Source organism: Sphingomonas brevis (assembly GCF_023516505.1).
GTDB classification, from domain to species: Bacteria; Pseudomonadota; Alphaproteobacteria; order Sphingomonadales; family Sphingomonadaceae; genus Sphingomicrobium; species Sphingomicrobium breve.
Genome location: NZ_JAMGBB010000001.1, coordinates 1,350,006 through 1,373,647 on the forward strand (window position 1 = coordinate 1,350,006; position 23,642 = coordinate 1,373,647).

Sequence of the window (23,642 nt, forward strand, 5' to 3'; positions counted from 1 at the left end):
GGGTCAGAATGTAAAGGCCCGTGGCCGTTCGAATCCGGGAAGCTGTTCGACTTCCGCGTCTGCAATAGTCCTTAAGCCGAGCGTGCCGCCCGACGCGCGGCCGACGACCAGGCGCGAAATGCCATTGTCGACGACCGCACCGGCCAGTAGCCCGCCTTCGCGCAACTGCTTGGCAAAGGCGCCAGGAACCTCTTCGACTGCGCCGTCAATCAATATCAGGTCATAGGGCTCCGACTTGGCCCAGCCCTTGTGGAGATCGCCGACGGTCGTTTCGACCCCTGCCCCGTTCGCGGCCGCGGCCAAGGATGCATCGGATTCCAGCGCCACTACGTCGAGGCCGATCGAGCGGAGCAAGGCGGCCGAATAGCCGGTGCCCGAACCCACGATCAGCGCGCGCTGCCCGGCCTTGGGCGCGAGCTCGGTCAGCAGCTTGCCCAGCGCCGCCGGCGGCATCATCGACCGACCCGGTGCTACCTTCAGCGACCGGTCGAAATAGGCCAGCGCGCGCGCCTCGGCGGGCACGAAGCGCTCGCGCTCGACACTGCTCATCGCCGCCAGCACGCCGCGGTCGGTTACCCCCTCGGGGCGGAGCTGATTGTCAACCATCGCCCGACGGGCCAGGCCGAAATCTTGCATGAGTTCCTCGTTCGTTGCGAACTGTTATATGCCACTAATACAGTGACGGTTCAAGCGCTCCATATCGCGAGCCGCTTGCTGCGCCAAGCAGCGGCTGCACCCATTCGTCGAAAGGTTCGGTTGACAAGCGACGGGGCGTGCCGCCAAAGGCCTGACCCGCGAGGCCCGATGGCGGAGTGGTTACGCAGAGGACTGCAAATCCTTGCACGCCGGTTCGATTCCGGCTCGGGCCTCCAACCATCGGATTGAAACTCCATTTCCGACATATCGCCGACAAGGTTTGGGCCGCACCCAGGGGAAGCCGAGCGCGGCCCGTTAGGCCCACGTCACTCGTAACGGAGCGCGTGGATCGGATTGGCCCTGGCCACCTTGAAAGCGTGGCCGACCACCGTGACGATCGCGATCGTCAGGGCAATCAGGGCTGCAGTGATGAACGGCGTCGGGCCGAGCGTAATCCGCTGGTCGAAGCCATTGAGCCAGTCGCGCATGACCCACCAGGCAACCGGCCAGGCAATTAGGTTTGCGACGATCACCGGTCGGCTGAATTGCCAGACCAGCAGCCGGACGATGTCGCGGGTCCGCGCGCCCAACACCTTGCGGATGCCGATCTCCTTGGTGCGCCGCTCGGCAGTAAAGGCAGCCAGGCCGAACAGGCCGAGGCAGCCGATGAACACCGCCAGCAGCGAAAAGGCCGCGAAAATCTGCGCCCGTGCATCCTCGGCCTCGTAAAGATTGCTGACGATGTCTTCGCTGAACTTGGCATCGAACGGAACTTCGGATGCGATCTGTTTCCATTTCTGTTCGACCGCTGCCCGGACAGATTGAGGGTCGCCATTGTATCGAATGATCATCCAGCCGGGCCCGCTGTTGACGTTGCCAAACATGATCGGTTGAACCGGGTCCCGTACCGACCGGAATTGAGTGTCGCCGACCACGCCGATGACGGAAAGGTCGGTCGCGGGCACTCCATCCGAAAAGATTTCGGCTCGGAATGTCTTGCCGATCGCGTCGCGGGTCGATTTGAACCCCAGCCGCTTAACGGCAAGCTCGTTGAGGACAACGTTGACGCCACGCGCGGCAACCAGTTTCTCTGCCGCCGGATCACTTGGGAACGGCACCGTCTGGTCGTCGGCCGGACGGTTCGGATCGAACCAGCGTCCGGCTTTCAGCGACAGGCCCATGGCGTCGAAGAAACCCTCGTCAACCTCATAGCTGCCAATATCCACCGTTTCGGTCGCGCCGGGCGGGACCACTCCGGTATTGATGTTGTTGCCGGTTGAAACGCCGATGCCGGTGCGGCCAACGGCTACCACGCCGGGGACACTCTTCATCTGGTCGACGATCATCTCCCCGCGAGAAGCCAGCTGCCGCCGATTGATATTGTCGACCTGGAGGATGTGGTCGCGCTTGTAGCCGGGATCGGCCGAACGGGCATAGACGGTCTGCGCGTAGACCACCGCGGTGCAAACGATCAGGCCGATCGACACCGCGAACTGGGCCACGACGAGCGCCGTCCGCAGGCGGCCCGAGCCCGGCGTCTCGGCGGCCGAGCGATTGGCCTTGAGCACATGGGCCGGCTGAAACCGCGAGAGGAAGAATGCGGGATAAAGGCCGCTGGCGAAACCGACGAGCAGCGTGATGCCGATCGCGGGCAAGAGGATGCCGCCAGCGCCAAAATAGCTGAACTCCAGATCGGCATCGAGGAAGGCGGCGAAGGGACGCACCAGCAACTCGACCAGCGCCAGGCCAACCAGCATCGATACGGCGCTGATCAGCATCGCCTCGCCGACGAATTGAAGGACGAGCTGCTTGCGATTGGCGCCAAGTACCTTGCGCAGGGCGACCTCGCGAGCCCGCTGGCTGGCGCGCGCCGTGGCCAGGTTCGTGAAATTGACGATTGCCATGCCCAGGATCAGCAGGGCGATGATCGCGAAGGTGGTCACCGTTCGCTGATCATTGCCCGGAGTCATCGCCCCATTTTGGGCTTTGCCCAGATGAATGTCCCTGACGTTGACGAAATGCCAATCCTGGTCGTCGCCCTGGTTGGTGCGAATGCCCTCGTTGGTTTCATCGGGGATGTTGCGCTTTTCCCAGGCGGGTATGGCGGCGTCGAGGACCTTGGGATCGCTTCCCGGGCGAAGCGTCATGTAGACCCAACCCGACTGCCAGCCCCACTGGGTCAGGAAGGACGGCGAATCCGACCAATAGCTATTGAAGTCCGTGCGAAGGATCGCATTCAGCTTCATGTGCGAATTCTTGGGAATATCCTTGAAGACGCCCGTGATCTTGGAATCCTGCGTGACCCCTTTCGAAACCGTAGTCAGAGTTCGGCCGACGACCTTATCCGTTCCGAATTGCTTGATGGCCTCGGACTGTGAAAGGACCGCGGTGCCGGCCGCCGGCAAGCTCGATCCGGCTAGCATCGGCAGCTTGATTACCTGCAATATGTCATCATCGGCGAGGCCGTAATTTTCGGCCAAAGTCGCCTGCCCGTCCTTGAGAATGACGGGGGCCGTGTCGAGCAGATAGCCGACCCTTTCGACCTGCGGAAAATCCTTCTTGATGCGGTCCTTGGTGACGTAGGCCGACATCTGGCTCAAGATTGGAATGCCGCTACTCGGATTGGGATACCAAGCCTGGAGTTGGTAGGTGTTTTCAGCGTCAGGCAACCAATTGTCGTAACTTTGCTCGTAACGAATATAGAGCAGGATCATGATGCAGGCGGCCATGCCGATGGCGAGGCCCGCGATGTTGATGATCGAATAGGTCTTGCTCTTGGCAAGGGCCCTCACCGCGACCGTCCAGTAATTGCGCCACATATCCAGATTTCCTTTCAGTCGACGGGCAAGCCGCGACGGCTATTCGTACCTCAGCGCGTGGATCGGATTGGCCCTGGCCACCTTGAAAGCGTGGCCAACCACCGTGACGATGGCGATCGTCAGCGCAATCACGGCAGCGGTGACGAACGGGGTCGGGCCGAGCGCAATGCGATCGTCGAATTTATTGAGCCAGTCCCGCATCAGCCACCAGGCAACCGGCCAGGCGATGACATTGGCAACGATCACCGGCCGGCTGAACTGCCACACCAGCAGCCGGACGATATCTCGGGTCCGGGCACCTAGCACCTTGCGGATGCCGATTTCCTTGGTCCGCCGCTCGGCGGTGAACGCGGCCAGGCCGAACAGGCCGAGACAGCCGATGATGACCGCGAGGATGGAGAAGGCCGCGAACATCTGCGCCCGGGCGTCCTCCTGTTCATAGGCCTCACCCATCACGTCTTCGCTGAACTTGGCGTTGAACGGCACATCGTTGGTGACCTGCTTCCATTCGCGCTCGATCGCGTCCTTCACGGCGTTCGGATCGCCGTTGTAGCGGACCATCATCCAGCTGGGCCCGGTCCGGACCTTACGGAATATGATGGGGTCGATCGGCGTGCGGACGGTGCGGAACCGGGAATCGCCGACAACGCCGATAATAGTGACGTCCATCAGGCCCAGGTCGTTGCCGACCATGTCACCCTTCACGACCTTGCCGATCGCATCCTGCGGCGATTTGAAGCCGAGCTTGCGAACCGCATATTGGTTGAGCACGACATTCATGCCGCGGTCGTGAATTGCCTGCTCGATCGCCGGGTCCGGTGGATAGGGTGTGGTGGCATCGTCGATCTCGCGATTGGCGTCGAACCAGCGGCCGGCGATCAGCTTCAGGCCCATCGCGTCCATGAAGCCTTCGCCGACATTATACTGGCCGATCAATATCTGCTTCTTGCTGCCCGGCGGGATGATGAAATTATTATTGTTGTTGTTGGTGTTGATGCCGATGTCGGTCAGCCCGGCTGCGACCACGCCCGGAATGCGCTTGGTGCGATCGACGATGCCTTCGGCCAGCGGCCACAGCTGGGCGCGAGCCATTTCTTCGACCTGGAGAATATGGTCGCGCTTGTACCCGGGGTCGGCCGATCGCGCATATACCGTCTGCCCGTAGATCACCGCCGTGCAGATGATGAGGCCGATCGAGACTGCGAACTGGAGCACGACCAGCGCGGTCCGGAGGTAGCCCGAGCCAGGCGTTTCGGCGGCCGAGCGATTGGCCTTCAACACCTGTGCAGGCTGGAACCGCGACAGGAAGAAGGCCGGATACAGGCCGCTGACAATGCCGACCATCAAGGTCAGCCCGATCGCTGGAAGAAGGATGCCGTCCCGGCCAAGATAATTCAGCCTTATGTCGGCATCGAGGAACGCGGCGAACGGGTGCACCAACAATTCGGCCAGCGCTAAAGCCAGCAGCATCGATGCAGCTGAAATCAGGAGGGATTCGCCAACGAACTGGACGATGAGCTGCTTGCGATTAGCGCCAAGCACCTTCCGCAGTGCAACCTCCCGCGCCCGCTGGCCGGCGCGTGCGGTCGCCAGGTTGGTGAAGTTCACCACGGCCATCGCCAGGATGAGCATCGCGATAATGCCGAAGGTGGTGATGGTGCGCCGGTCGTTGCCCGGAGTCATACCGGAATCCTGGGCCTTGCCGAGATGGATGTCCTTCAGATTGATGAAATGCCATTCCTGGTCGTCGCCGGCGTTGTAGCGAATGTCGCCGACCGGCTCGTCCGGGATGTTCCGCTTCTCCCAAGCCCCCATCTGGCCTTGCATCAGCTTGATGTCGGTGCCGGGCTTCACCTTCAGATAGACCCATCCCGACTGGCACCCCCAGCAGGTCAGGAACTGCGGATTTGCGACGTTGAATGCCTGATAGTCGAGCCGCATGATCGCATTGATCTTAAGGCTCGAATTCTTCGGCAAGTCCTTGATTACGCCGTTGATCTTGAAGTCTCGCTTGAGACCGCGAGAGATCACGGTAAGCGTTTGGCCAAGGACCCGGTCGGTGCCGTAACGCTTGATCGCTTCCGATTGCGTGATCACGGCCGTCTGTGGCTGGGTCAAGGTCGTCCCGGTCAACAGCGGCAGGCTGACGACCTTCAGGAAATCGTCGTCCGTGAACATGAAATCTTCGGTCGAGGTCGCCTGGCCATCCTTGATGAAGACCGGCCCATTGTCCTGGATGTAGGCGGCCGACTGGACCTGGGGAAAATCCTTCTTGATGCGATCCTTGGTCGTATAGGACGCCATCTGGAAAAAGAACGGCTCACCGTCGGACGGGTTCGGCCCCCATGTCTGCAGCTGGTAGGTATTTTCGACGTCCGGCAGCCACTCGTCGTAGCTTTGCTCGTACCGGATATAGAGCAGGATCATGATGCAGGCGGCCATGCCGATCGCCAAGCCGGCGATGTTGATGATCGAATAGGTCTTGCTCTTGGCAAGGGCCCTCACCGCCACCGTCCAGTAATTGCGCCACATAACCACCGTTCCTTTTCAAATGGTGGGCGATTCAGGCCGCACGCCGCCGTTCCTGCAGGATCCGTCCGTCGAGCATGTTGACCACCCGGCTCGCGAAATCGGCATGAGCCGGCGAGTGGGTCACCATGACGATCGTCGAGCCCTCCTGGTTCAGCTGCCGCAACATGCGCATCACTTCTTCACCATGAGCGGTATCGAGGTTGCCGGTTGGCTCGTCGGCCAAGATCAGCTTGGGCTGCCCGACCAGCGCCCGAGCAACGGCAACGCGCTGTTGCTGGCCGCCCGATAATTGGGTTGGGCGGTGCTTGGCGCGGTGGGCGATGCCGACCTTGTCGAGCACCCGGTCGACCCGCGACTTGCGCTCGCCGCCCGGGATATTGTGGTAGAGCAAGGCCAGCTCGACATTCTCACGAACCGTCAGCTCGTCGACCAGGTTAAAGCTCTGGAAGATGAAGCCGATGTTGCTCTTGCGGGTGTCGGCCAACTGGGATTCGGTGAGCCCGGCCACTTCATGGCCGTTGAACACATAGGATCCGGCACTTGGGCTATCGAGCATTCCCATCACATTGAGCAAAGTCGACTTGCCGCAGCCCGATGGGCCCATGATCGCGACAAACTCGCCATCGGCGATGTCCAGGTCGATCGCATCGAGTGCCGTCGTTTCCACGGAATCGGTGCGGTAGGTCTTGGTCAGGCCAGTCATGGTAAGCATTGAATATTCCCTTCTACTCGCCGGTGTCGAAGCTGAGGTGGTCCTTGTCGACCAGCCCGCTGTAGCTGGAGGTTACGACGCGCTCGCCAGGCTTCAGGCCGTCGAGAACCTCGATGAAGTCATTGTTGCGCCGGCCGAGCTGGACCGCGCGGCGCTCGGCGCTCGTTCCCCGTTCGTTGACGACGAACACCCAATTGCCGCCCGTATCGTTGAAGAAGGCGCCATTGGGGATCAGCACCGCGCGGCTTGAATCGCCGAGCGTGAGCTTGGTCGAAATGGTCTGGCCGCGGCGTGTCGAGGGCGGCTCGGGCCCGTCGAAAATCAGGTCGATACGAAACTGTCCGTTGCGGACCTGCGGGTAGACCTTCGAAACCTTGAGGCCATAGGTCTTGCCCTGCACCTCGATGGAGGCGGTTTGTCCGACCTCGACCCGGCCGAGGTAGAATTCGTCTACGTCGCCCTCGAGCTTGCTCTTCCCGGCGCTGTCGATCTGGCCGAGCCGCTCGCCCTGCTGCAGCGACTGGCCGAGCTGGATCGAGAAACCGCTAAGCTGGCCGGACACGGGCGCCCGCAGCTGGAGCTGGCTGAGGCTGCCGCGCGCGATCGAAAGGCTCTGGTTCAGCGACGCCGTCGACGAGCGCAGCTGGCCGAGCTGGTTCGCCTGTAACTGCTCGTCCTCGGCTATGCTGCGCTTGAGAATCAGCAGCCGGTTCTTCTGGAATGCCAGGTCATCCTTGGTGTCGTTGAACGCCTTACCGGTGACGAAGCCTTTTTCCGCCAGCGGACGCTGAAGGTCGTACATCCGCTGCGCCTTCGACAGGTCGGTCTGCACCTGGTTCAACTCGCGCCGGTTGGCGCTGCGCGTCTGCTGCAACGCCAGCTCCTGGCTGCGCATGTTGTTGAGCTGTTGCTCGACCTCGGTTTGCCGCGCCAGCGTGGATAGCTGAAGGTCCGCATTGGACAGGACGGCAAGCAGCTGCCCCTTGACCACATTGGCGCCGTCCTCAACCGCCATTTGCTCGACCCGGCCGCCCTCAACCGCGTCCAGATAGACCGTCACCAGCGGTGCAACTCGTGCCCTAATGGGAAGAAAATCCTCGAACGTGCCCTGTTGGACCTTTGAGATGGTCAGTCGGTTGGGATTGACCGATTGCGAATCCCCCCGTGGCGCGAACAGCCAGAACAGCAGGATCAAAAGCAGCGCCGCGCCGGCGCCCGCCCCGATCAGGATGCGCTTGTCGATTTTCTTGCGTTCGACCACGCGATCCATCGCGCCGCCGCTGACCGCGCCAGGTCCGGACGCCATTTTCAGTTCCACCAGGCTCATTGTCCGCCTCCGGACAGCAGGTGTCCGGAATCGGACAGAATCTGCCCTGCATGCGGGGTGGCCACGTGAGTGGAGGCTAAGTTTGGCGCGTCAATCATGCCCTTAATTGTGCAAGCGGCGTGCCAAATGCCCCGGCGACGGCCCCACTGTTCGTTTCCGGACAATGGCGCTAGGCTTGGCTGATGGACGAGCCGTTCGACCTTGCAGTGATCGTCGACGACGATCCCGATATTGCGTTGGCCGCGCGCCTGGCCCTGCGCACCCTGTTCAAGGAAATCGCCACCCTGCCATCGCCGCAGGAGTTGCCGGCATTCGTAACCGCGCGATCGCCCGATGCGATCCTGCTCGACCTCAACTTCGAGCGGGCCGCAACGGACGGCAGCGAAGGTCTCGACTATCTCGGCCGGATCATGGCGGTCGATCCGGAAGCCGCGGTCGTGATCATTACCGCCCACAGCGCCGTGTCGGTGGCGGTCGAGGCGTTGAAGCGCGGCGCCAGCGACTTCGTCGCCAAGCCGTGGGCCAATGAGCGGCTTGCCGCCACGGTCCGCAGCGCCGCCGCATTGCGCCGGAGCAAGCTCGATACCCGGCTCGAACGCGATCGCACGTCCGAGCTGGCGCACAATGGCGAAACTCCGCTGCTCGGGCAGTCGGAAGCGATGCAGCGAGTCAAAATGCTGATCGACCGGTCGGCGCCGACCGACGCGAATGTCCTGATCCTCGGCGAGAACGGCACCGGCAAGGAGATTGTTGCGCGCGAAATCCACCGCAAGTCGCGCCGCGGCAAGCTGCCGATGGTGTCGATCGACCTTGGCGCAACCGCAGAAGGGCTGTTTGAATCAGAACTGTTCGGTCACACCAAGGGCGCTTTCACCGGCGCCGCCGGAGAGCGCATCGGGCGCATCAAGGCCGCCGACCACAGCACGCTGTTCCTTGACGAGATCGGCAATCTGCCACTCCACCTGCAGCCCAAGCTGCTGACCGCGCTTGAGCAGCGCGAGGTAGTGCCGGTCGGCGCCAACCGAGCGGTCGGGATCGACGTCCGGGTAATCGCCGCCACCAACCTGTCGGAAGAACGGCTATCCGACGAAAACCGGTTCCGGCAGGATCTGCTGTTCCGCCTGAACACGATCGAGATTCACCTGCCGCCGCTGCGATCGCGGGCCGAGGACATCCCGCAGCTTATCAACCATTATTTGCGCCTCTATGAGCGCAAATATGACCGGCCCGAGCGATCGCTGCCAGGCGAGGTCATGGACCCCCTGACGAAGCATGATTGGCCCGGGAATGTCCGCGCCTTGCGCCATGCCGCGGAGCGCGCGGTGATCATGGCCGATGGGGGCAGCTATCGGCTCGAGGACTTCCCGCTGCCCGCGCGGCCGCAAGGCGGTGCAATCCCTTCGCTGTCCGGCAGCCTCAACCTCGATCAGCTTGAAAGGCAAATGATCGAACGCGCGCTGAGGATGCATCATTTCAACATCTCGCTGGCTGCCGGCGAGCTCGGCCTAAGCCGCGGCGCGCTCTACCGGCGGATGGAAAAACATGGGCTTTAGGCGCAAGTTCGAATTCGGCTTGGCGTGGCGCACGCTGGTCCTGATTCTTGCCATCTGGCTGCTCGCCCAGGCGATTTCCACGCCTGACTTGAGGGCGGCCCGGATCGTCGCGGCGTTGATCGCCTTCTCCGCGCTGGCCAGCCTCTGGCAATTCATCCGCCGCACCAATTTCCAGGTCGCGAGGTTTATCGAATCCGTCCGGTTCGAGGATTATTCGCAACGTTTTTCCGATCCCAGCGGCGGTGGCTTCGACGTGCTCGGGGATACGCTCGATCACGCGCTCAAGGCTCTTCAGGCGCGTCATGCCGAGGCGGCGGTGGAAGCGCGATATCTGGCGGCGATCGTCGACGATTCCCCAAGCGCCCTGCTGTCGATCGATGAGGATGGCCACGTCGAAATGCTCAACAAGGCCGCGCGGCAGCTGTTCGCCCGGCAACCGATTTCAAGGCGTGAGGACCTGGCGGTTCTGGGTGCCGAGCTGGCCGCCGCCGCGGACCTGCCGCCCGGGACCCGCAAGATTACGCGCCTGCTGATTGACGGCATCCCGCACCGCGCGATTCTCGCTTCGGCGCATGTCGCGCGCCTCGATCGGGGTGCCACCATCCTGTCCATCCTCCCGGTACAGAGTGAGCTTGGCGCGCTCGAAGTCGCGGCGCAGGCCGACCTCGTCCGGGTCCTCACCCACGAAATCATGAATTCGCTGACGCCGGTGACCTCACTGGCCCGGTCGAGCGCAGACATGGTCGCGCTGGCGGAACAGCAGGGCGCGGACCTCGGCGATGCGCGCGTGGCCACCGAGACGGTCGCCAGGCGCGCGGAGGGCATATTGCGCTTCGTCGAAAGCTATCGGGAGTTCGCCCAGACCCCCGAGGTGCGGCGCCAGTCATTTGCCGCCCTGCCATGGGCCGAAGAATTGCTGCGACTGGCATTGGCCAGTGCCCCCGATCGCGTCGCCGGCGCTTCGCTGGAGATGAAACCGGAGTCCTTGAAGCTGAACGCCGACCCTGAGCTGCTGGCCCAGGCGCTGCTCAATCTGCTCCGTAACGCGTTCCGGGTAACCGCCGACTCCCCCGACCCAATTGTCGTGCTGGCGTTCAGCCGCCAGGCTGGAGGCCGCATCAAGATCGAGGTTCGCGATAATGGTCCCGGCATTCCCGCCGACCGGCGCGACGATGTTTTCCTGCCCTTCTATACGACCCATAAGGGCGGCAGCGGCGTCGGCCTGAGCTTCGCCCGCCAGGTCGCTCTGGCGCATGGCGGGTCGATCAGCGCCGGTGAAGCACCGGAAGGCGGCGCCGAAGTGGCACTGGTAATCTGACGAGGGTCAAGCGTCGAACAGCTTGGGCCCCAGTGCCCCGAACACGAGCAGCAGGTTCATCACGGCCAGCAGCAGGAGGTTCGCCCGGCGGCCCTTCACGAACCACAGCGACACCAGCAGCGGAAAGAACAGCAGCGCCGGGACGAAGCTGAACCAGCTGCGCATCACCGGCGCCGAGGAGATTTCCAGGCCGAATCCCAGCGCGACGTAGACGGCGTAGGAAAAGGTAATGAAGTTGATCGCAATCATGCCTGCCAGCACGGTCCGGTTGGTGCGCAGATAATATTCGTCGAAGTCGGGCCACTCGGCAGGACTGTCCGGAAACACGAAGGTCGAGATCACATAATAGCCGCCGACGATGACCAATATGCCGAGCAGGGTGGCATAATCGAAGACGAAGAAATCCTTGAGCTCATAGGCGGTGAGCCAGAAATGGGTTTGGTCGATCAGCACCAGCGAGGCCAGCAGCGGTACCAGCCAGCCGATGCGGATCCGCGCTTCCCCCGTGCGGCTTGCGCCGACCCTGATCCGCCAGCTTCGAGCCATGCCGGCCAGCAGCTCGGCCACGGAAAAGCCCAGCAGTAGCGCGAAGAGCTGGAAGAGAAGGTCCACCCCCTTCATGGATTAGCCCCGCCACGCCGCCCAGGCGGCATAGCCGAACAGGACGACGTTCAAATAGAAGGTCGAGGAGAAGCCCGGCGCCCGGTAGATCGGCCGGATTCGATAGCCGATCCAGAACACAAACCGGGCGATGACGAAGACGATCGCCGCCGCCGCAATAACGCCCAGCCGGTCGCCGCCGAGGCTCGCCGCCAGCGCCAGGTTCGCGACGATGAACAGTAAATATTGCTGCAGCGTATTTTCGCAAACGCGGCCGTTGACGATCATCGCCTGGCTTTCCTTGCCCGCGGTCGGGTCGATCGCCTCGCTGCCGAACCGCTCATTGCCGACCGACGCGATCATCATGGCAAGCGGCAGGGCGCCAAGCGCGATCCAGCGCGCCGCAAAGGCGAGCCGCTCGCCGGCCGTCGCCTCGGCCGCAATGCCGGCCATAATCGCCGACAGGGCGGCCAGCGCGGCCAGCATGGTCGCGACTCCGGTGGCGGCACCGGTCGCGACGATTTTCTGATCCCTGGTCATTTCATTTCCCCTTTCGGAATCTGCACGAGCTAGTGGGCCTGGCCCGCAGCAACCGCATGTTTGGGCCGCGGCGCAAGCCAGACGATGCTGGCGGCGGCGGCGAATACGATCGCGGCGGTGACGAAGGCCGACCCGGTAGCCAGCGCGGTCGCCTGCCCGTCCACCAAATTGCTGATTACCAGGCGCGATTGCTCGATAGTGTAGCCGTGCGCCTGCAGCGACTGCATGGTCACCTCGGCGCCATTCAGAACGCCGCTCAGTTCCGCGCGGATGCCCTGCGCGCCGTCATACCAAATGGTGGTGACGATCGCGGTCCCGACCGCGCCCGACATGGTGCGAAGGAAGTTCATCACCCCGGCCGCCGAAGCCACTTCTTCCTCCTCGACCGCGCCCAGCGCTAGCGTCGTCAGCGGAATGAAGAAGAAGGGCATGCCCGCGCCCTGGATCAGCTGCGGCAAGGCAACCGTCCAGAAGTCGGCGTCGCTGGTCCACCAGAACACCCGGATCAGGGAGGTCCCGCCGAGCCACAATATGCCGAACGACACCAGCAGGCGCGGATCGACCTTCTCCGACAGCTTGGCGACGACCGGCGCCATCATCACCGCCGCGACGCCGTTGAAGGCGGTGGCATAGCCGGCCCAGGTGGCGGTGTAGCCGAGCGCTCCCTGCAGCCACTGGGGGATGACGACCAGGCTGGCAAAGAAGGTGCCATAGGCGAACACCAGCGAGGTCACGCTGACGGTGAAGCCGCGATGGCGGAACACCTTGAGGTTCACCGCCGGGTCTTTCTCGAACAACTCCCACGCTAGGAAGAAGGTGAACCCGACGGCGGCGGCGACGGCCAGGCCGACGATCAGCGGATCGCCGAACCAGTCATGTTCGCGGCCAAGGTCGAGCATCAGCTGCAGCGACCCCACCCAGAATACGAGCAGGACCATGCCCCACACGTCGATCGGCAGTTTGTCGATCCTGGTTTCGGCCTGGCGCAACAGGGCGACGGCCATCACCGAGCAGACCGCGGCGATCGGCACGTTGATGAAGAAGATCCAGTGCCAGCCCCAATTGTCGCTGATCGTCCCGCCCAGGATCGGCCCCAGGATCGGCGCGACGATGGTCGTCATTGCCCACACGCCGGTCGCCTGGGCGTGCTTCTCCTTGGGGAAGATACGCAGCAGCAACGTCTGGCTGATCGGCATCAGCGGCCCGCCGCACAGGCCCTGGCCGATCCGGAAGGCGACCAGCGAGCCCAGGCTCCAGGCCATCCCGCATAGCAGCGAGAAAATGCCGAAGCCGGCCATGCCGATGGCGAACACGCGGACTGTTCCAAACCGCCTGGCGAGCCAGCCGGTAAGCGGCACGCAGATTGCTTCCGCAACTGCGTAGGAAGTAATGACCCAGGTCCCCTCGCTCGACGAAATGCCGAGCCCGCCCGCGATATGCGCCACCGACACATTGGCGATGGTCGTGTCCAGCACCACCATGAAGTTGGTGAAGGCAAGAACGAAGCAAGCGAGGACCAGCGTCCCCTTCGACATCTGCGGAATAGAGGCGTCCTGGGCGCTCATCACTCGGCTCCCGACACGTCGATTTCTGCTTCCATCGACAGGCCGACGCGCAAGGGATGCTGGGCAAGCTCCTTCGGATCGAGCACGATCCGCACCGGCAGCCGCTGGACCACCTTGATCCAGTTGCCAGTCGCATTCTGCGCCGGGATCAGGGCGAAGGCAGAGCCGGTACCGCCGGAAAAGCCGACGACGCGGCCATGATAGACCACATCGCCTCCATAAAGATCGGACTTCAATGCGACCTTCTGGCCCGGACGGACGCGGGCCAGCTGGCCTTCCTTGAAATTGGCATCGACATAAGCGCTGCCGACCGGAACGATCGTCATCACCGCCGATCCGGCAGCGATGCGCTGGCCGACCTGGATCTGGCGATTGGTGACGACGCCGTCGATCGGCGCGCGGATCACCGTCCGCTCATGGTCGAGCCGCGCCTGGTCGAGCCGCGCCTTGGCGGCAGCAACGTCCGGGCTGGTATCGACCGAAGTCCCGGCAATCAGCGCTTCGTTGGCCGCCCAGCTTTCGCGGGCCGCGCCGCGGCTGGCCGAGGCCTGGGCAACCGCCGCCCGTGCCTGCGAAACATTGGCCTGCGCGGTCGAATAGGCATTCTGCGCGGTGGTCAGCTCTTCCTTCGACACCGCACCGGATTCGACCAGCTCGCTGCGGCGATTGAGGTCGATACGGGCCTTTGCCAGGCTTGCGCCGGCCGCTGCGAGCTGCGCCTGGGCCTGGCCGATATCGGCGTCGCGGGCCCCGATCTGCGCCGCCAGCGAACCGCTGGTCGCGCTGATCTGGCCGAACTGCTTGCGGGCCTTCAGATATTCCGCTTCGGCCTTGGCCAGCGCCAGGCGAGCATCGCTATCGTCGAGGCGGAACAGGATCTGCCCGCGGCGGACGACCTGCGTGTTGACCACCTCGACCGATCGGACCGGGCCGGAAACCAGCGCGGTGACCTGCGCCGAGTCCGCGTTCACATAGGCGTTGTCGGTCGTGACGTGGTCGCCATCCGACATCAGCCACCAGGCCCCGCCAATGACGACGATGGCGGCCGCGAGCCCAAGCAGGATCTTCTTGCGCTTCCTGCGCTTGTCCAGTTCGGGTAGCTTCGGCGCCTCAGTAGCTGGCACTTCTTCAAACTGCTGCTGCTCGTGCAGCTCAACGGGGTCCCTGTCGGCCATGATGTTTTTTCCCTTTTTGAAAAGTTGGTCAGGCGGTGAAGCCACCGGCGCCTTGATCAGACGGAAGCAAAGCCCCCGCCCAGAGCGCGAACCAGCGCCACGTCGAGCTCGAAGGCCCGGGTCTCGAGCTCGGCGACGTTGAGGCGCGCGCTTAGCACGCTCTCTTCGGCCGAAAGCACGTCGAGATAGGTCGAAAGCCCGCGCTCGTAGCGCATTCGGGCGAGGCCATTGGCCTCTTCAAAGTCGGCCAGTGCCCTGCGCGATTCCATCAGCCGGGCGTCAAGGGCTCGCCGGCTGGTGACGGCATCGGCCGTCTCGCGCAGGGCCGTAATGACTTGCCGGTTATAAAGGGCAACGGCTTCGTCATAACGACCGCGTGCACCGCGGTACTGGCCTTGGAGCGCGCCGCCGTGGAACAGGGGGAGGGTTACCGCGGGGCTAACGCTGCCAAAGCTGGAAGTGGATGAGAAAATGTCGCCAATGCCGAAGGCCGAGAGGCCGAGCAGGGCGGTGATGTTGATATTGGGATAGAAAGCCGCCTTGGCTTCCTTGATGCGGCTCGCGCCGGCCTCGGCGGCCGCGCGATAGGCGGCGACATCGGGGCGGCGGCCAACCAGGTCGATCGTTGCGTTGGCCGGGATACCCTGCGCCGTGTAGGTCGCGACCGCTGGCCGCTGGATGGCGAGGCCGCGATCCGGTCCCTTGCCGATCAGCGCGGCCAGCGCGTTGCGGGTCAGGCCGATTGCTTCCTCATTGGCGGCCAGATCGTCGCGCGCTTCGAAAACGCGGCCCTCGGCCTGCTTCAGCTCTGCACGGGTGTCGAGACCGATCTCGACCCTTTGACCGACCAGCTTCGCGGTCTCGCCGCGGATTTGCAGCGCCGCTTCCAGCGTATCCCGCTGGCGGTAAAGCTGCGCCAGGTCGGCATAGGTCGAAGCGATGCCGGTGGTCAGCGCCAGCCGCGCCTGCGCCAGTTCATATCCGGCCGCTTCCGCATCGGATGTCGCCGCGGCCAGCGCCGCACGATTCTTTCCCCACAGGTCAAGGTCAAAGGAGAAGCTCAGCCCGGCGCTGCCGGTGCTGATAATCTGGTCGCCATCGATACCGAGGAATTTGACGTCCTTGGAATCGCGCTTCTTGAATTCCGACTGCGCGAAGGCGTCGATGCTCGGCGCCAGCGCTCCGCCGGCCTGTTGGGCAATTCCCTGCGCGGTGCGGAAGCGAGCAGCCGCTGCCTCCATGTCCGGTGAGCCGGCCAGCCCCTCCTCGATCAACCCGTTGAGCTGGGCATCGCCATAGCGAAGCCACCAGCCCTGGTCGGGCCAGGCTGCGCCGGTCGCGGTCAGCGAAGCGGTCGCCGCATAATCGCTGGCGGAACGCATTTCCGGCTTCGGCCCAAGGTTCGGAATCGACGCGCAAGCGGTCGAAACGAGCAGCGGCAACAGCATGGCTGCGCGGCCAAGCCGCGTACCCCGGAGGATGGTCATTGTCTTAAGCCCTTGATTCGCGTAACTGTACCGTACGGTTTAGTTACGAGTCGCGGACTTGTCAATTCAAAACTGAACGCCCATGTACTGTATTGGAGTTAGCAGGAGTTTTTCGTGGTACGAGTGAGGACCGAGCTAAAGCGCAGGCAGATTGTCGAGGTCGCGTCCCAGCTGTTTCAGGAATTGGGTTATGAGCGGACCTCGATGTCGCTTATTTCCGAGCGGCTCGGCGGGTCGAAGGCGACGCTCTACGGCTACTTCAAATCGAAGGAGGAGTTGCTCCAGTCGGTCCTGGTCTATGATGTAACCACCGAAGCCGACCGGCTGATGAACCAATTCCTGTCGGGCAAGGATTTACGCGAAGGGCTGATAACCCTCGGCCAGGCCTATATGCACCGGCGCCTGTCGCCCGGCCCGATCGCCAATGTCCGGATCGTTTCGACCCAACCCGAAGGTTCGACCATCGGCAAGGAGTTCTATGAGAATGTTCTTGGACCTGCCTGGGAAAGGCTGGCCAATCGCTTCCAGATATTGATGGAGGCCGGCATCCTGATCCCGGCAGATTCATGGATCGCGGCCATGCAATGGAAAGGCATGTGCGAATGGGACATGTTTGAACGTCGGCTGCTTGGGGCGATCAAGGAACCCCCCGCGGACGAGATCCGCCGCGCGTCGATCGCAGCTGCCGATGCCTTCCTCAAGCTCTATGGCGCCGATGTCGAGCAGGCAAAAAAGGCCAGGCCGGCAACCGCGCCCAAGGCCCGGACGAAGCCCAAGCCCCGGAAGAGAGCCGCCTAGGCCTTCTGCTCCCAGCCGCCGGCAAGGGCGCGGAACAAGTCGATCTGGGCAGCCGAGACCTGGCCGTTCATCGCCGCCAGCTCCGCCTCGCTCTCGGCAAAGGTCCGTTCGGCGTCGAGCAGCGCAAGCGAGTCGACCTGCCCTTCCCGCTGCTGGGCGCGAACGACGCGGGCCGCCACCTCGGCTTCGTCGCGCGCCGCTTTCAACGCCTCAAGCCGCTGTAGCGAGTTGGCGTAAGCCGAAAGCGCGGTCTCCGTCTCCTGGAGCGAGCGCAGCACGGTGCCGTCGAAATCGGCCAGCGCCTCCTGGGCGCCCGCCTCTGCCCCCGCCACCCGTGCCCGGGCACGCGCATGATCGGAAAAAGACCAGCTGATCAGCGGCCCGAGCAGGAATCCGATCGGATTGCTGAACAGATTGCCAAGGCTTCCGGCCGATGAGCCGAGCGAGCCGCCGAGGCTAATGCGCGGATACAGCTCAGCCGTTGCCACCCCTATCCTTGCGGTCGATGCCGCAAGGCGACGCTCGGCCGCTCGGACGTCCGGCCGGCGGGCCAGCAGCTGGGCTCCGTCGCCAACCGGGATCGGCTGGCCCAGCGCCAGGGATGTGGTTCGCGCGCCCGCCTGTTGGGGCAGCTCGGCGGGCGCGCGTCCGGTCAGGGTCGCCAACCTGAAAAGCGCATTGTCGCGCTCGGCGGCGATGGCCGGAATCTCTGCTTGTCTCTGGTTTCTGAGGGTTGCGATGCGGGCAGTGTCGATCCGGCTGTTCAGCCCGATTTCGACGCGTCGCTGCGTCAGCTGGAGCGACTTGTCGAGCAGCTCGACAATATGCTGGTCCACGCCAAGCCGCTCGGCTGCATTGGCTGCGTCGGCATAGGCTCGCGCCGTATCGGCGACGATTGCCACGCGAACTGCGTCGGCGTCGGCGTCGGCCGCGGCGACGTCGCCTCGCGCCGCCTCAACTCCGCGGCTGACCCGGCCGAACAAGTCGACTTCATAGGCGACCGAAAGCCCGCCATCGAAGCTGGTGGTGGCGTCATTCTCGCCCGGATCGCGGCCCCGCGTCACACCTGCTCTGACCCCGCCCTGGGGCAGCCGGTCGACCTTGGTCTCCTTGAGCGCGGCGCGGGCACGGGCCAGCCGTGCCACGGCGGCGCGGACATCGGTATTGTGCGCCAGTGCGTCGGCGATCAGCCCGTCGAGCACCGGATCATTGTAGAGGCGCCACCAGTCGCCCTGGACAGGGGCGAGCGGCTGGATTGCCGGCCCTTGCGCCGCAACGAATGGCCCTGCCGCGGCCGATGCCGTGGTTGGACGGGCATAGTTGGGGCCGGTTGCGCAGGCGGCCAGCGCCAGCGCCGAGACCAGGGTGGTGAGATGCTTCAGATGCTTCATTGCTAACCTCATTCAGCCGGCAACGGTGCGAGCTCGGCCTGGGCTGGACCCTGACGGGGTTTGCGCAGCCGTTCACCGAGCGCACGGGTCGCGACGTAGAAGACGGGGGTGAACACCAGGCCGAAGGCGGTGACGCCGATCATCCCGAAGAAGACGGCGGTGCCGAGCGCCTGGCGGAGCTCCCAGCCCGGACCGCTCGCCATGACCAGCGGCAACACGCCGAGAATGAAGGCGAAGCTGGTCATCAGGATCGGCCGCAGACGGGTGCGGGCTGCCTCGACGGCCGCGTCGATCGCGGTCGCGCCCCGTTCCTCGGCCTGCTTGGCGAACTCAACGATCAGGATTGCGTTCTTCGCAGCCAGGGCGATCAGCACGATCAGGCCGACCTGGGTCAGGATATTATTGTCGAGCCCCCTGAGATTCACGCCGGCCATCGCCGCCAGCAATGTCATCGGCACGATCAGGATGATCGCCAATGGCAAAAGCAGGCTTTCGAACTGGGCCGCCAGGACCAGGAAGACGAACACCACCGACAAGGCGAAGATCAGGATGGCGATGTTGCCGGCCGCTTCCTGCTGGAAAGCGATCCCGGTCCATTCGGTCGAGAAGCCCGCCGGAAGCTGGGCGGCCAGCTTCTCCATGATGTTCATTGCCTGGCCGGTCGATGTCCCGGGCGCGGTTTCGCCATCGACCTCAACCGCTGGGTAGAGGTTGTAGCGCGTGACCCGGTACGGTCCGGTCTTGTCGCTGAAGGTCGCGACCGATCCGATCGGCACCATCGCACCGCTGTTCGACCGCGTCTTGAGCTGGGCGATATCCGCCGGATCGTCGCGTGCCGCCGCTTCCGCCTGCGCCGTCACCCGATAGGTACGGCCTAGCAGGTTGAAATCGTTGACGTAGGCCGATCCCAGATAGACCTGCAGCGCCTCGAACACCCGTTCCGGCGGAACGCCGAGCATGTCGGACTTCGCCCGGTCGATATCCGCCCAGATGCGCGGCGTCGCAGTATTGTAGAGCGTGAAGACGTTGGCGAGCTTCGGATCCTGGTGAGCCGAACCGATCAGCTTGCCGGCCGCCTGCTCCAGGGCCTGATAACCCATGTCGCTGCGGTCCTGGACGATCATTCGATAGCCGCCGCCATTGCCGATGCCCTGGATGACCGGTGGCGGGATGACGAACACGAACGCCTCGTCCATGTCAGCCAGAGCGGCGCGCATGTCATTCTCGATATTCTGCTCGGTCCGGTCGGTCCCGGCCCGCTCCTCGAACGGCTTGAAAGTGACATATGCCGCTCCGGCGTTGGACGCCTGGGTGCCCGACGCCCCGTCGAAGCCGGAGAACATTACCGCCTGGTCGACGCCCGGCACCTTGAGCAGCTTGGCGACCGCCTTCTTCAGCACTGCGTCGGTCCGCTCGATCGAACTTCCCGGCGGCAGCTGGATGGCGGCCAGCGCATAGCCCTGGTCCTGCGCCGGGACGAACCCGGCCGGGGTCGCCCAGAACACCGCCACGGTCAGCGCGACCAACCCGCCATAGACGGTCAGCGCGCGCTTCGGCGCATGGGTGATGCGCTGGGTGAAGCCGGCATACCATTCGCCGAGGCGGCCGAAGGTCTGGTTGAACCTGTCGCCGGCTCGGTGAAGCAGGCCCATCACGCCGGTCTCCACGCGGTGGTCGCTGCGCGGCTTCAGCAGCATCGCGGCCAGCGCGGGGGACAGGGTCAGTGACAGCAGCAGAGAGATTACCGTCGACGCGGCGATTGTGACCGCGAACTGGCGGTAGAATTCGCCGGTGATGCCGGTGAGGAAAGTCGTCGGCACGAACACCGCGATCAGCACCACGCCGATCGCGACCAGCGCCGCCGACACCTCGTCCATCGACCGGTGCGACGCTTCTTGCGGGCTTAAGCCATGCTCCAGGTTTCGCTCGACGTTCTCGACCACCACGATGGCGTCGTCGACGACGATGCCGATCGCCAGTACCAGGCCGAACATCGACAGCGTGTTGAGCGAATAGCCGAGCGCGGCGAGCACCGCGAAGGTACCGATCAGCGAGACGGGGATGGCGACGATCGGGATCACCGCGGCGCGCCAGCTCTGCAGGAAGACGATGATCACCAGAACGACCAGCAGCATCGCTTCGAGCAATGTTTCTTGCACGGCGGTCATCGATTCACTGATGAACTCCGTGGGATTCCAGATGATCCGGTACTCGAGTCCCTTGGGGAAGTTCTTGGCCGCATCAGCGAGCTCGGCCTTGACGCCTTCGGCTGCCGCCAGCGCGTTGGTGCCCGGCCTTTGTGTAATCCCCAGGATAATCGAGTCGGTGCCCGACAGATAGGCGTTGACGCCATAATCGGAGGCGCCGAGCTCGACCCGCGCCACGTCGCGCAGGCGCGTTATGGCTCCGGTGGTCGGGTCGCTGCGGATGACGATATTGGCGAATTCGTCGGCGGTCTTGAAGCGGCCCTGCGTCTCGACGTTGAGCTGCTGAGCCGCGCCAGTGTCGTAGGGCGGCTGGCCGACGACGCCGGCGGCAACCTGGACGTTCTGGCTGCGCAGCGCACTCACTACCTCTCCGGCGGTGAAACCCATGGTCGCGGCGCGGCCCGGATCGATCCAGACGCGCATTGCATAGTCGCGCGCGCCGAAGATCTGCACGTCGCCGATGCCGTCCACCCGGGTCAGCCGGTCACGGATCTGGGTCAGCGCATAGTTGGAAACATAGCCGCGATCCAATGAGCCGTCCGGCGACAGCACGTTGACCGCCATCAGCCAGCTCGGCTGCTCCTTGCGAACGACCACGCCCTGGCGGCGCACTTCTTCGGGCAGGCTTGGCTCGGCCAGCGCGACGCGGTTCTGGACCAGCACCTGCGCCGTATCGAGGTTGGTGCCGAGCTTGAACGTAACGGTAATCGTCACCCGCCCGTCGCCGGTCGATTGCGACGACTGGTAGAGCATATTGTCGACGCCGTTGATCTGCTGCTCGATCGGCGATGCGACCGTATCGGCGACTGTTTCAGCCGAAGCACCGGGATAGCTGGTGCTGACCGTCACCGTCGGCGGAACGACGTCAGGGAATTGCGACACCGGCAGGCCGACATAGGCAAAGGCGCCGACGATCGTGATGATGATCGCGATCACCGCGGCAAAGATCGGCCGCCGGATAAAGAAGTGGCTAAAGCGCATGGGGGCTTGTCCGAACTAGTTGGCGGCCAGAGTGGCTTGAGAGGCGCTTGGCACCGATGCAGGTGGCGCTTTCGCAGCGGCGGCATCAAATTTGATCTGGGTGACGCGCGGCTTCACCTTCGCTCCGGGCATCGCGAACTGCACGCCCTGGACGATGACGCGGTCGGTCTTGGCTATGCCGGACCGGATCGCGCGGAGGTTGCCGACCAGCGGACCCGTCTCGACCGGCTTGGCCGCGACGGTGTCGTCCTTGCCGACCACCAGCACGATCTTCCGTGCCTGGTCGGTTCGGACGGCTGCGTCAGGCACCAGCAAAGCGGGCGTAGTCCCGCCATCGGCCAGGCGCATGTTGCCGAACATACCCGGCGCGAGGAAATTGGTCGGGTTCGCGACTACTGCCCGGGCGCGGATCGTTCCCGAATTCTGGCTGATGCCATTGTCGGTGAAGTCGAGCTTGCCGCGCCAACTATATTGCGCCTCGTCCTGAAGCCGGATTTCGGCGGTTTCGCCGGCGCCATCCTTGGCCTGCCGCTGACGGGCGGTCTTCAGGTAAAGCGATTCCGGCACGTCGAATGTAAAATAGATCGGGTCGAGCGCGTTGATCGTCGTCAGCAGCGTTTCATTGGCACCGACGATGTTGCCCGGATCGATCCGACGGTCCGAAATGCGGCCGCTGATCGGCGCCCGGACATAGGCAAATTCAACGTCGAGCGCTCGCGAGCTCACCCGGGCACGAGCGGCGGCGAGAGCGGCCTCGGCAGACCGCACATTCGCGGTCAGCCGGTCGACGTCGCTCTGTGAAACGGCCTCCGCCTCGAGCAGTCGCCTGGCTCGGCCAAGGTTGATCTCGGCCAGCGACAGATCGCTTTGCGCCGAAGCAACACTGGCCTTCGCTTCCGCCAGGGCCGCGCCGAACGGCCGCGGGTCGATGGTGAACAGCAGCTGGCCCTTCTGGACGATCTGGCCATCGGTGAAGTGGACGCCGATGATCTGGCCGGAGACGCGTGGGCGCACCTCGACACTGCGGCTGGCTTCGAACCGGCCGACATAATCGTCCCACTGGTTGATCTCGCGCTCCAGGGGTGCCGCGACCGTTACCATGGGGGCAGATGGAGCAGCAGCGGGGGAAGGGTCGCTGGTCCAATAGGTAACGGCCGCGGCAAGCAAAAGCAGCGGCGAACCGTAAAGGGCGGCGCGCTGCCATGCAGGCCGGGCGGCAATTCGCGATCCGAGCTCTTTATGCTCGGCATCGCTTGCCGAAAATTGGCTGATCATATTCATGCGGTCATTCCTTTTGGGCCGCTGACGGCCGCGCGAATGCTGCGCACCATCAGCTCATATTGGTCGGGGCTGAATCCAGCCGAGAAGAAGTTGGCGACGTCCTCGCCCGGTACGGTGAAGCCATAGTGCCAGCTGAGCACCGCCATCTTGCGCAGCGCTTCCAGCCGCTCATTGGCGAGTGACGGCAGGCCCTTGCGGTTCATCAGCCAATTGACGAAGCGGCCCCAACGGCCTGGCTCGCGCAGCGTCGAAAGGCTGTCGACCCGCGCCAACCGGATCACCGACCATTCAAGGCGCGAGAAATCGGGTTTGTCCGTGTCGTTGGCCGCTACGCCCGTCAGGGCAATCGGCTCGGCGTTCTGCGTTTCGATACGGGCTGCATATGCCATGCTTTTTCTCCCTGTGTCCGGGGCGAGCTTCACCGGTCGCCGGGAACGTCCGTTCCGGCGCTGTGCCGCTGCCAGGGCACGCAAAGACCTGTCCGGCGAAGCGCAATGCCTCGACGTCAACGGTTCAGTTCAAAGGGTGGTCACGAAATTACAGGCAAGCGTCGCCGCTCGCAGAAACTCTTTCGATCATCAGATCCATCGGCCCCTTTTTGTCGATGGTCGGAAAGCGATCGGAATTGTTGATCCAAGCTTTCTGTACCGGTCAGTACAAAGACAGATAAGCGACGTCAAGAAAATTTCTATACCGATCGATAAAAAATTTCGATGACAG

At 63.8% G+C, this 23,642-nt stretch carries 18 protein-coding genes and 1 tRNA gene; 5 read left to right on the forward strand and 14 right to left on the reverse strand.

Annotated features, from left to right (window positions below; all coding sequences use genetic code 11):
- Positions 1–3: 3 nt before the first annotated feature.
- The gene (locus LZ518_RS06945; RefSeq protein WP_249915275.1) at positions 4–636 is read right to left on the reverse strand and encodes a protein-L-isoaspartate O-methyltransferase family protein; all 633 of its coding nucleotides are present in this window, start codon (positions 634–636) and stop codon (positions 4–6) included.
- 162 nt (positions 637–798) lie between these two features.
- Between LZ518_RS06945 and LZ518_RS06950 the strand changes: the two genes are divergently transcribed.
- A tRNA-Cys gene (locus LZ518_RS06950) sits at positions 799–872 on the forward strand.
- A gap of 90 nt (positions 873–962) precedes the next feature.
- On the opposite strand, the gene LZ518_RS06955 is transcribed toward LZ518_RS06950, so the two are convergent.
- The 4 genes from LZ518_RS06955 to LZ518_RS06970 are packed head-to-tail and all read right to left on the reverse strand — an operon-like array spanning position 963 to position 8,026.
- A complete protein-coding gene (locus tag LZ518_RS06955) occupies positions 963–3,455 on the reverse strand; it encodes an ABC transporter permease (RefSeq protein WP_249915276.1) in 2,493 nt (830 codons plus the stop codon).
- 39 nt (positions 3,456–3,494) lie between these two features.
- Positions 3,495–5,987: an ABC transporter permease gene (locus tag LZ518_RS06960; protein WP_249915277.1), complete on the reverse strand. Its 2,493-nt coding sequence runs from the start codon at positions 5,985–5,987 to the stop codon at positions 3,495–3,497.
- Positions 5,988–6,018: 31 nt separating this feature from the next.
- On the reverse strand, positions 6,019–6,699 hold the full coding sequence (locus tag LZ518_RS06965; protein WP_249915278.1) for an ABC transporter ATP-binding protein: 681 nt from the start codon (positions 6,697–6,699) through the stop codon (positions 6,019–6,021).
- A 13-nt stretch (positions 6,700–6,712) separates the two neighbouring features.
- On the reverse strand, positions 6,713–8,026 hold the full coding sequence (locus LZ518_RS06970) for an efflux RND transporter periplasmic adaptor subunit (protein ID WP_249915279.1): 1,314 nt from the start codon (positions 8,024–8,026) through the stop codon (positions 6,713–6,715).
- Positions 8,027–8,208: 182 nt separating this feature from the next.
- On the opposite strand from LZ518_RS06970, the gene LZ518_RS06975 reads away from it, so the two are divergent.
- Together LZ518_RS06975 and LZ518_RS06980 are read left to right on the forward strand one after the other, a co-directional pair.
- Positions 8,209–9,579 (forward strand): sigma-54-dependent transcriptional regulator, encoded by a 1,371-nt coding sequence (locus tag LZ518_RS06975; RefSeq protein ID WP_249915280.1) that lies wholly within the window; start codon positions 8,209–8,211, stop codon positions 9,577–9,579.
- The gene (locus LZ518_RS06980) at positions 9,569–10,897 is read left to right on the forward strand and encodes a sensor histidine kinase (protein WP_249915281.1); all 1,329 of its coding nucleotides are present in this window, start codon (positions 9,569–9,571) and stop codon (positions 10,895–10,897) included. Before LZ518_RS06975 ends, LZ518_RS06980 begins: the two co-directional genes overlap by 11 nt.
- A 6-nt stretch (positions 10,898–10,903) precedes the next feature.
- Here the strand turns inward: LZ518_RS06980 and LZ518_RS06985 are convergent, their stop codons facing one another.
- Genes LZ518_RS06985 through LZ518_RS07005 form a run of 5 tightly spaced genes read right to left on the reverse strand, consistent with a single transcriptional unit; the run spans position 10,904 to position 16,264 of the window.
- Positions 10,904–11,518 carry a hypothetical protein gene (locus LZ518_RS06985; RefSeq protein ID WP_249915282.1) on the reverse strand — a complete coding sequence of 205 codons (615 nt, stop codon included), beginning with the start codon at positions 11,516–11,518 and terminating at the stop codon, positions 10,904–10,906.
- Positions 11,519–11,521: 3 nt separating this feature from the next.
- The gene (locus tag LZ518_RS06990; RefSeq protein ID WP_249915283.1) at positions 11,522–12,037 is read right to left on the reverse strand and encodes an MAPEG family protein; all 516 of its coding nucleotides are present in this window, start codon (positions 12,035–12,037) and stop codon (positions 11,522–11,524) included.
- Positions 12,038–12,066: 29 nt separating this feature from the next.
- The gene (locus tag LZ518_RS06995; protein ID WP_249915284.1) at positions 12,067–13,602 is read right to left on the reverse strand and encodes a DHA2 family efflux MFS transporter permease subunit; all 1,536 of its coding nucleotides are present in this window, start codon (positions 13,600–13,602) and stop codon (positions 12,067–12,069) included.
- Entirely contained in the window at positions 13,602–14,777 is a 1,176-nt protein-coding gene (locus tag LZ518_RS07000; protein ID WP_249915285.1) for an HlyD family secretion protein, read from the reverse strand. Before LZ518_RS07000 ends, LZ518_RS06995 begins: the two co-directional genes overlap by 1 nt.
- Before the next feature lie 56 nt (positions 14,778–14,833).
- Positions 14,834–16,264, reverse strand: coding sequence for an efflux transporter outer membrane subunit (locus tag LZ518_RS07005; protein WP_249915286.1), 1,431 nt, complete (start codon positions 16,262–16,264; stop codon positions 14,834–14,836).
- A 114-nt stretch (positions 16,265–16,378) separates the two neighbouring features.
- On the opposite strand from LZ518_RS07005, the gene LZ518_RS07010 reads away from it, so the two are divergent.
- Complete coding sequence (locus tag LZ518_RS07010) at positions 16,379–17,062, forward strand: TetR/AcrR family transcriptional regulator (RefSeq protein WP_249915287.1); 684 nt, start codon at positions 16,379–16,381, stop codon at positions 17,060–17,062.
- Here the strand turns inward: LZ518_RS07010 and LZ518_RS07015 are convergent.
- From LZ518_RS07015 to LZ518_RS07030, 4 genes are read right to left on the reverse strand one after another with little or no spacing between them, the layout of a single operon-like run.
- Positions 17,059–18,453, reverse strand: coding sequence for an efflux transporter outer membrane subunit (locus LZ518_RS07015; protein ID WP_249915288.1), 1,395 nt, complete (start codon positions 18,451–18,453; stop codon positions 17,059–17,061). The genes LZ518_RS07010 and LZ518_RS07015 overlap by 4 nt on opposite strands.
- Before the next feature lie 8 nt (positions 18,454–18,461).
- A complete protein-coding gene (locus tag LZ518_RS07020; protein ID WP_249915289.1) occupies positions 18,462–21,641 on the reverse strand; it encodes an efflux RND transporter permease subunit in 3,180 nt (1,059 codons plus the stop codon).
- A 15-nt stretch (positions 21,642–21,656) separates the two neighbouring features.
- On the reverse strand, positions 21,657–22,922 hold the full coding sequence (locus tag LZ518_RS07025; protein ID WP_431358214.1) for an efflux RND transporter periplasmic adaptor subunit: 1,266 nt from the start codon (positions 22,920–22,922) through the stop codon (positions 21,657–21,659).
- Positions 22,919–23,311, reverse strand: coding sequence for a hypothetical protein (locus tag LZ518_RS07030; protein WP_249915290.1), 393 nt, complete (start codon positions 23,309–23,311; stop codon positions 22,919–22,921). The genes LZ518_RS07025 and LZ518_RS07030 overlap by 4 nt, the downstream gene beginning before the upstream one ends.
- On the opposite strand from LZ518_RS07030, the gene LZ518_RS07035 reads away from it, so the two are divergent.
- Entirely contained in the window at positions 23,310–23,639 is a 330-nt protein-coding gene (locus LZ518_RS07035) for a hypothetical protein (protein WP_249915291.1), read from the forward strand. The two genes, LZ518_RS07030 and LZ518_RS07035, sit on opposite strands and share 2 nt — an antisense overlap.
- Positions 23,640–23,642: the final 3 nt, after the last annotated feature.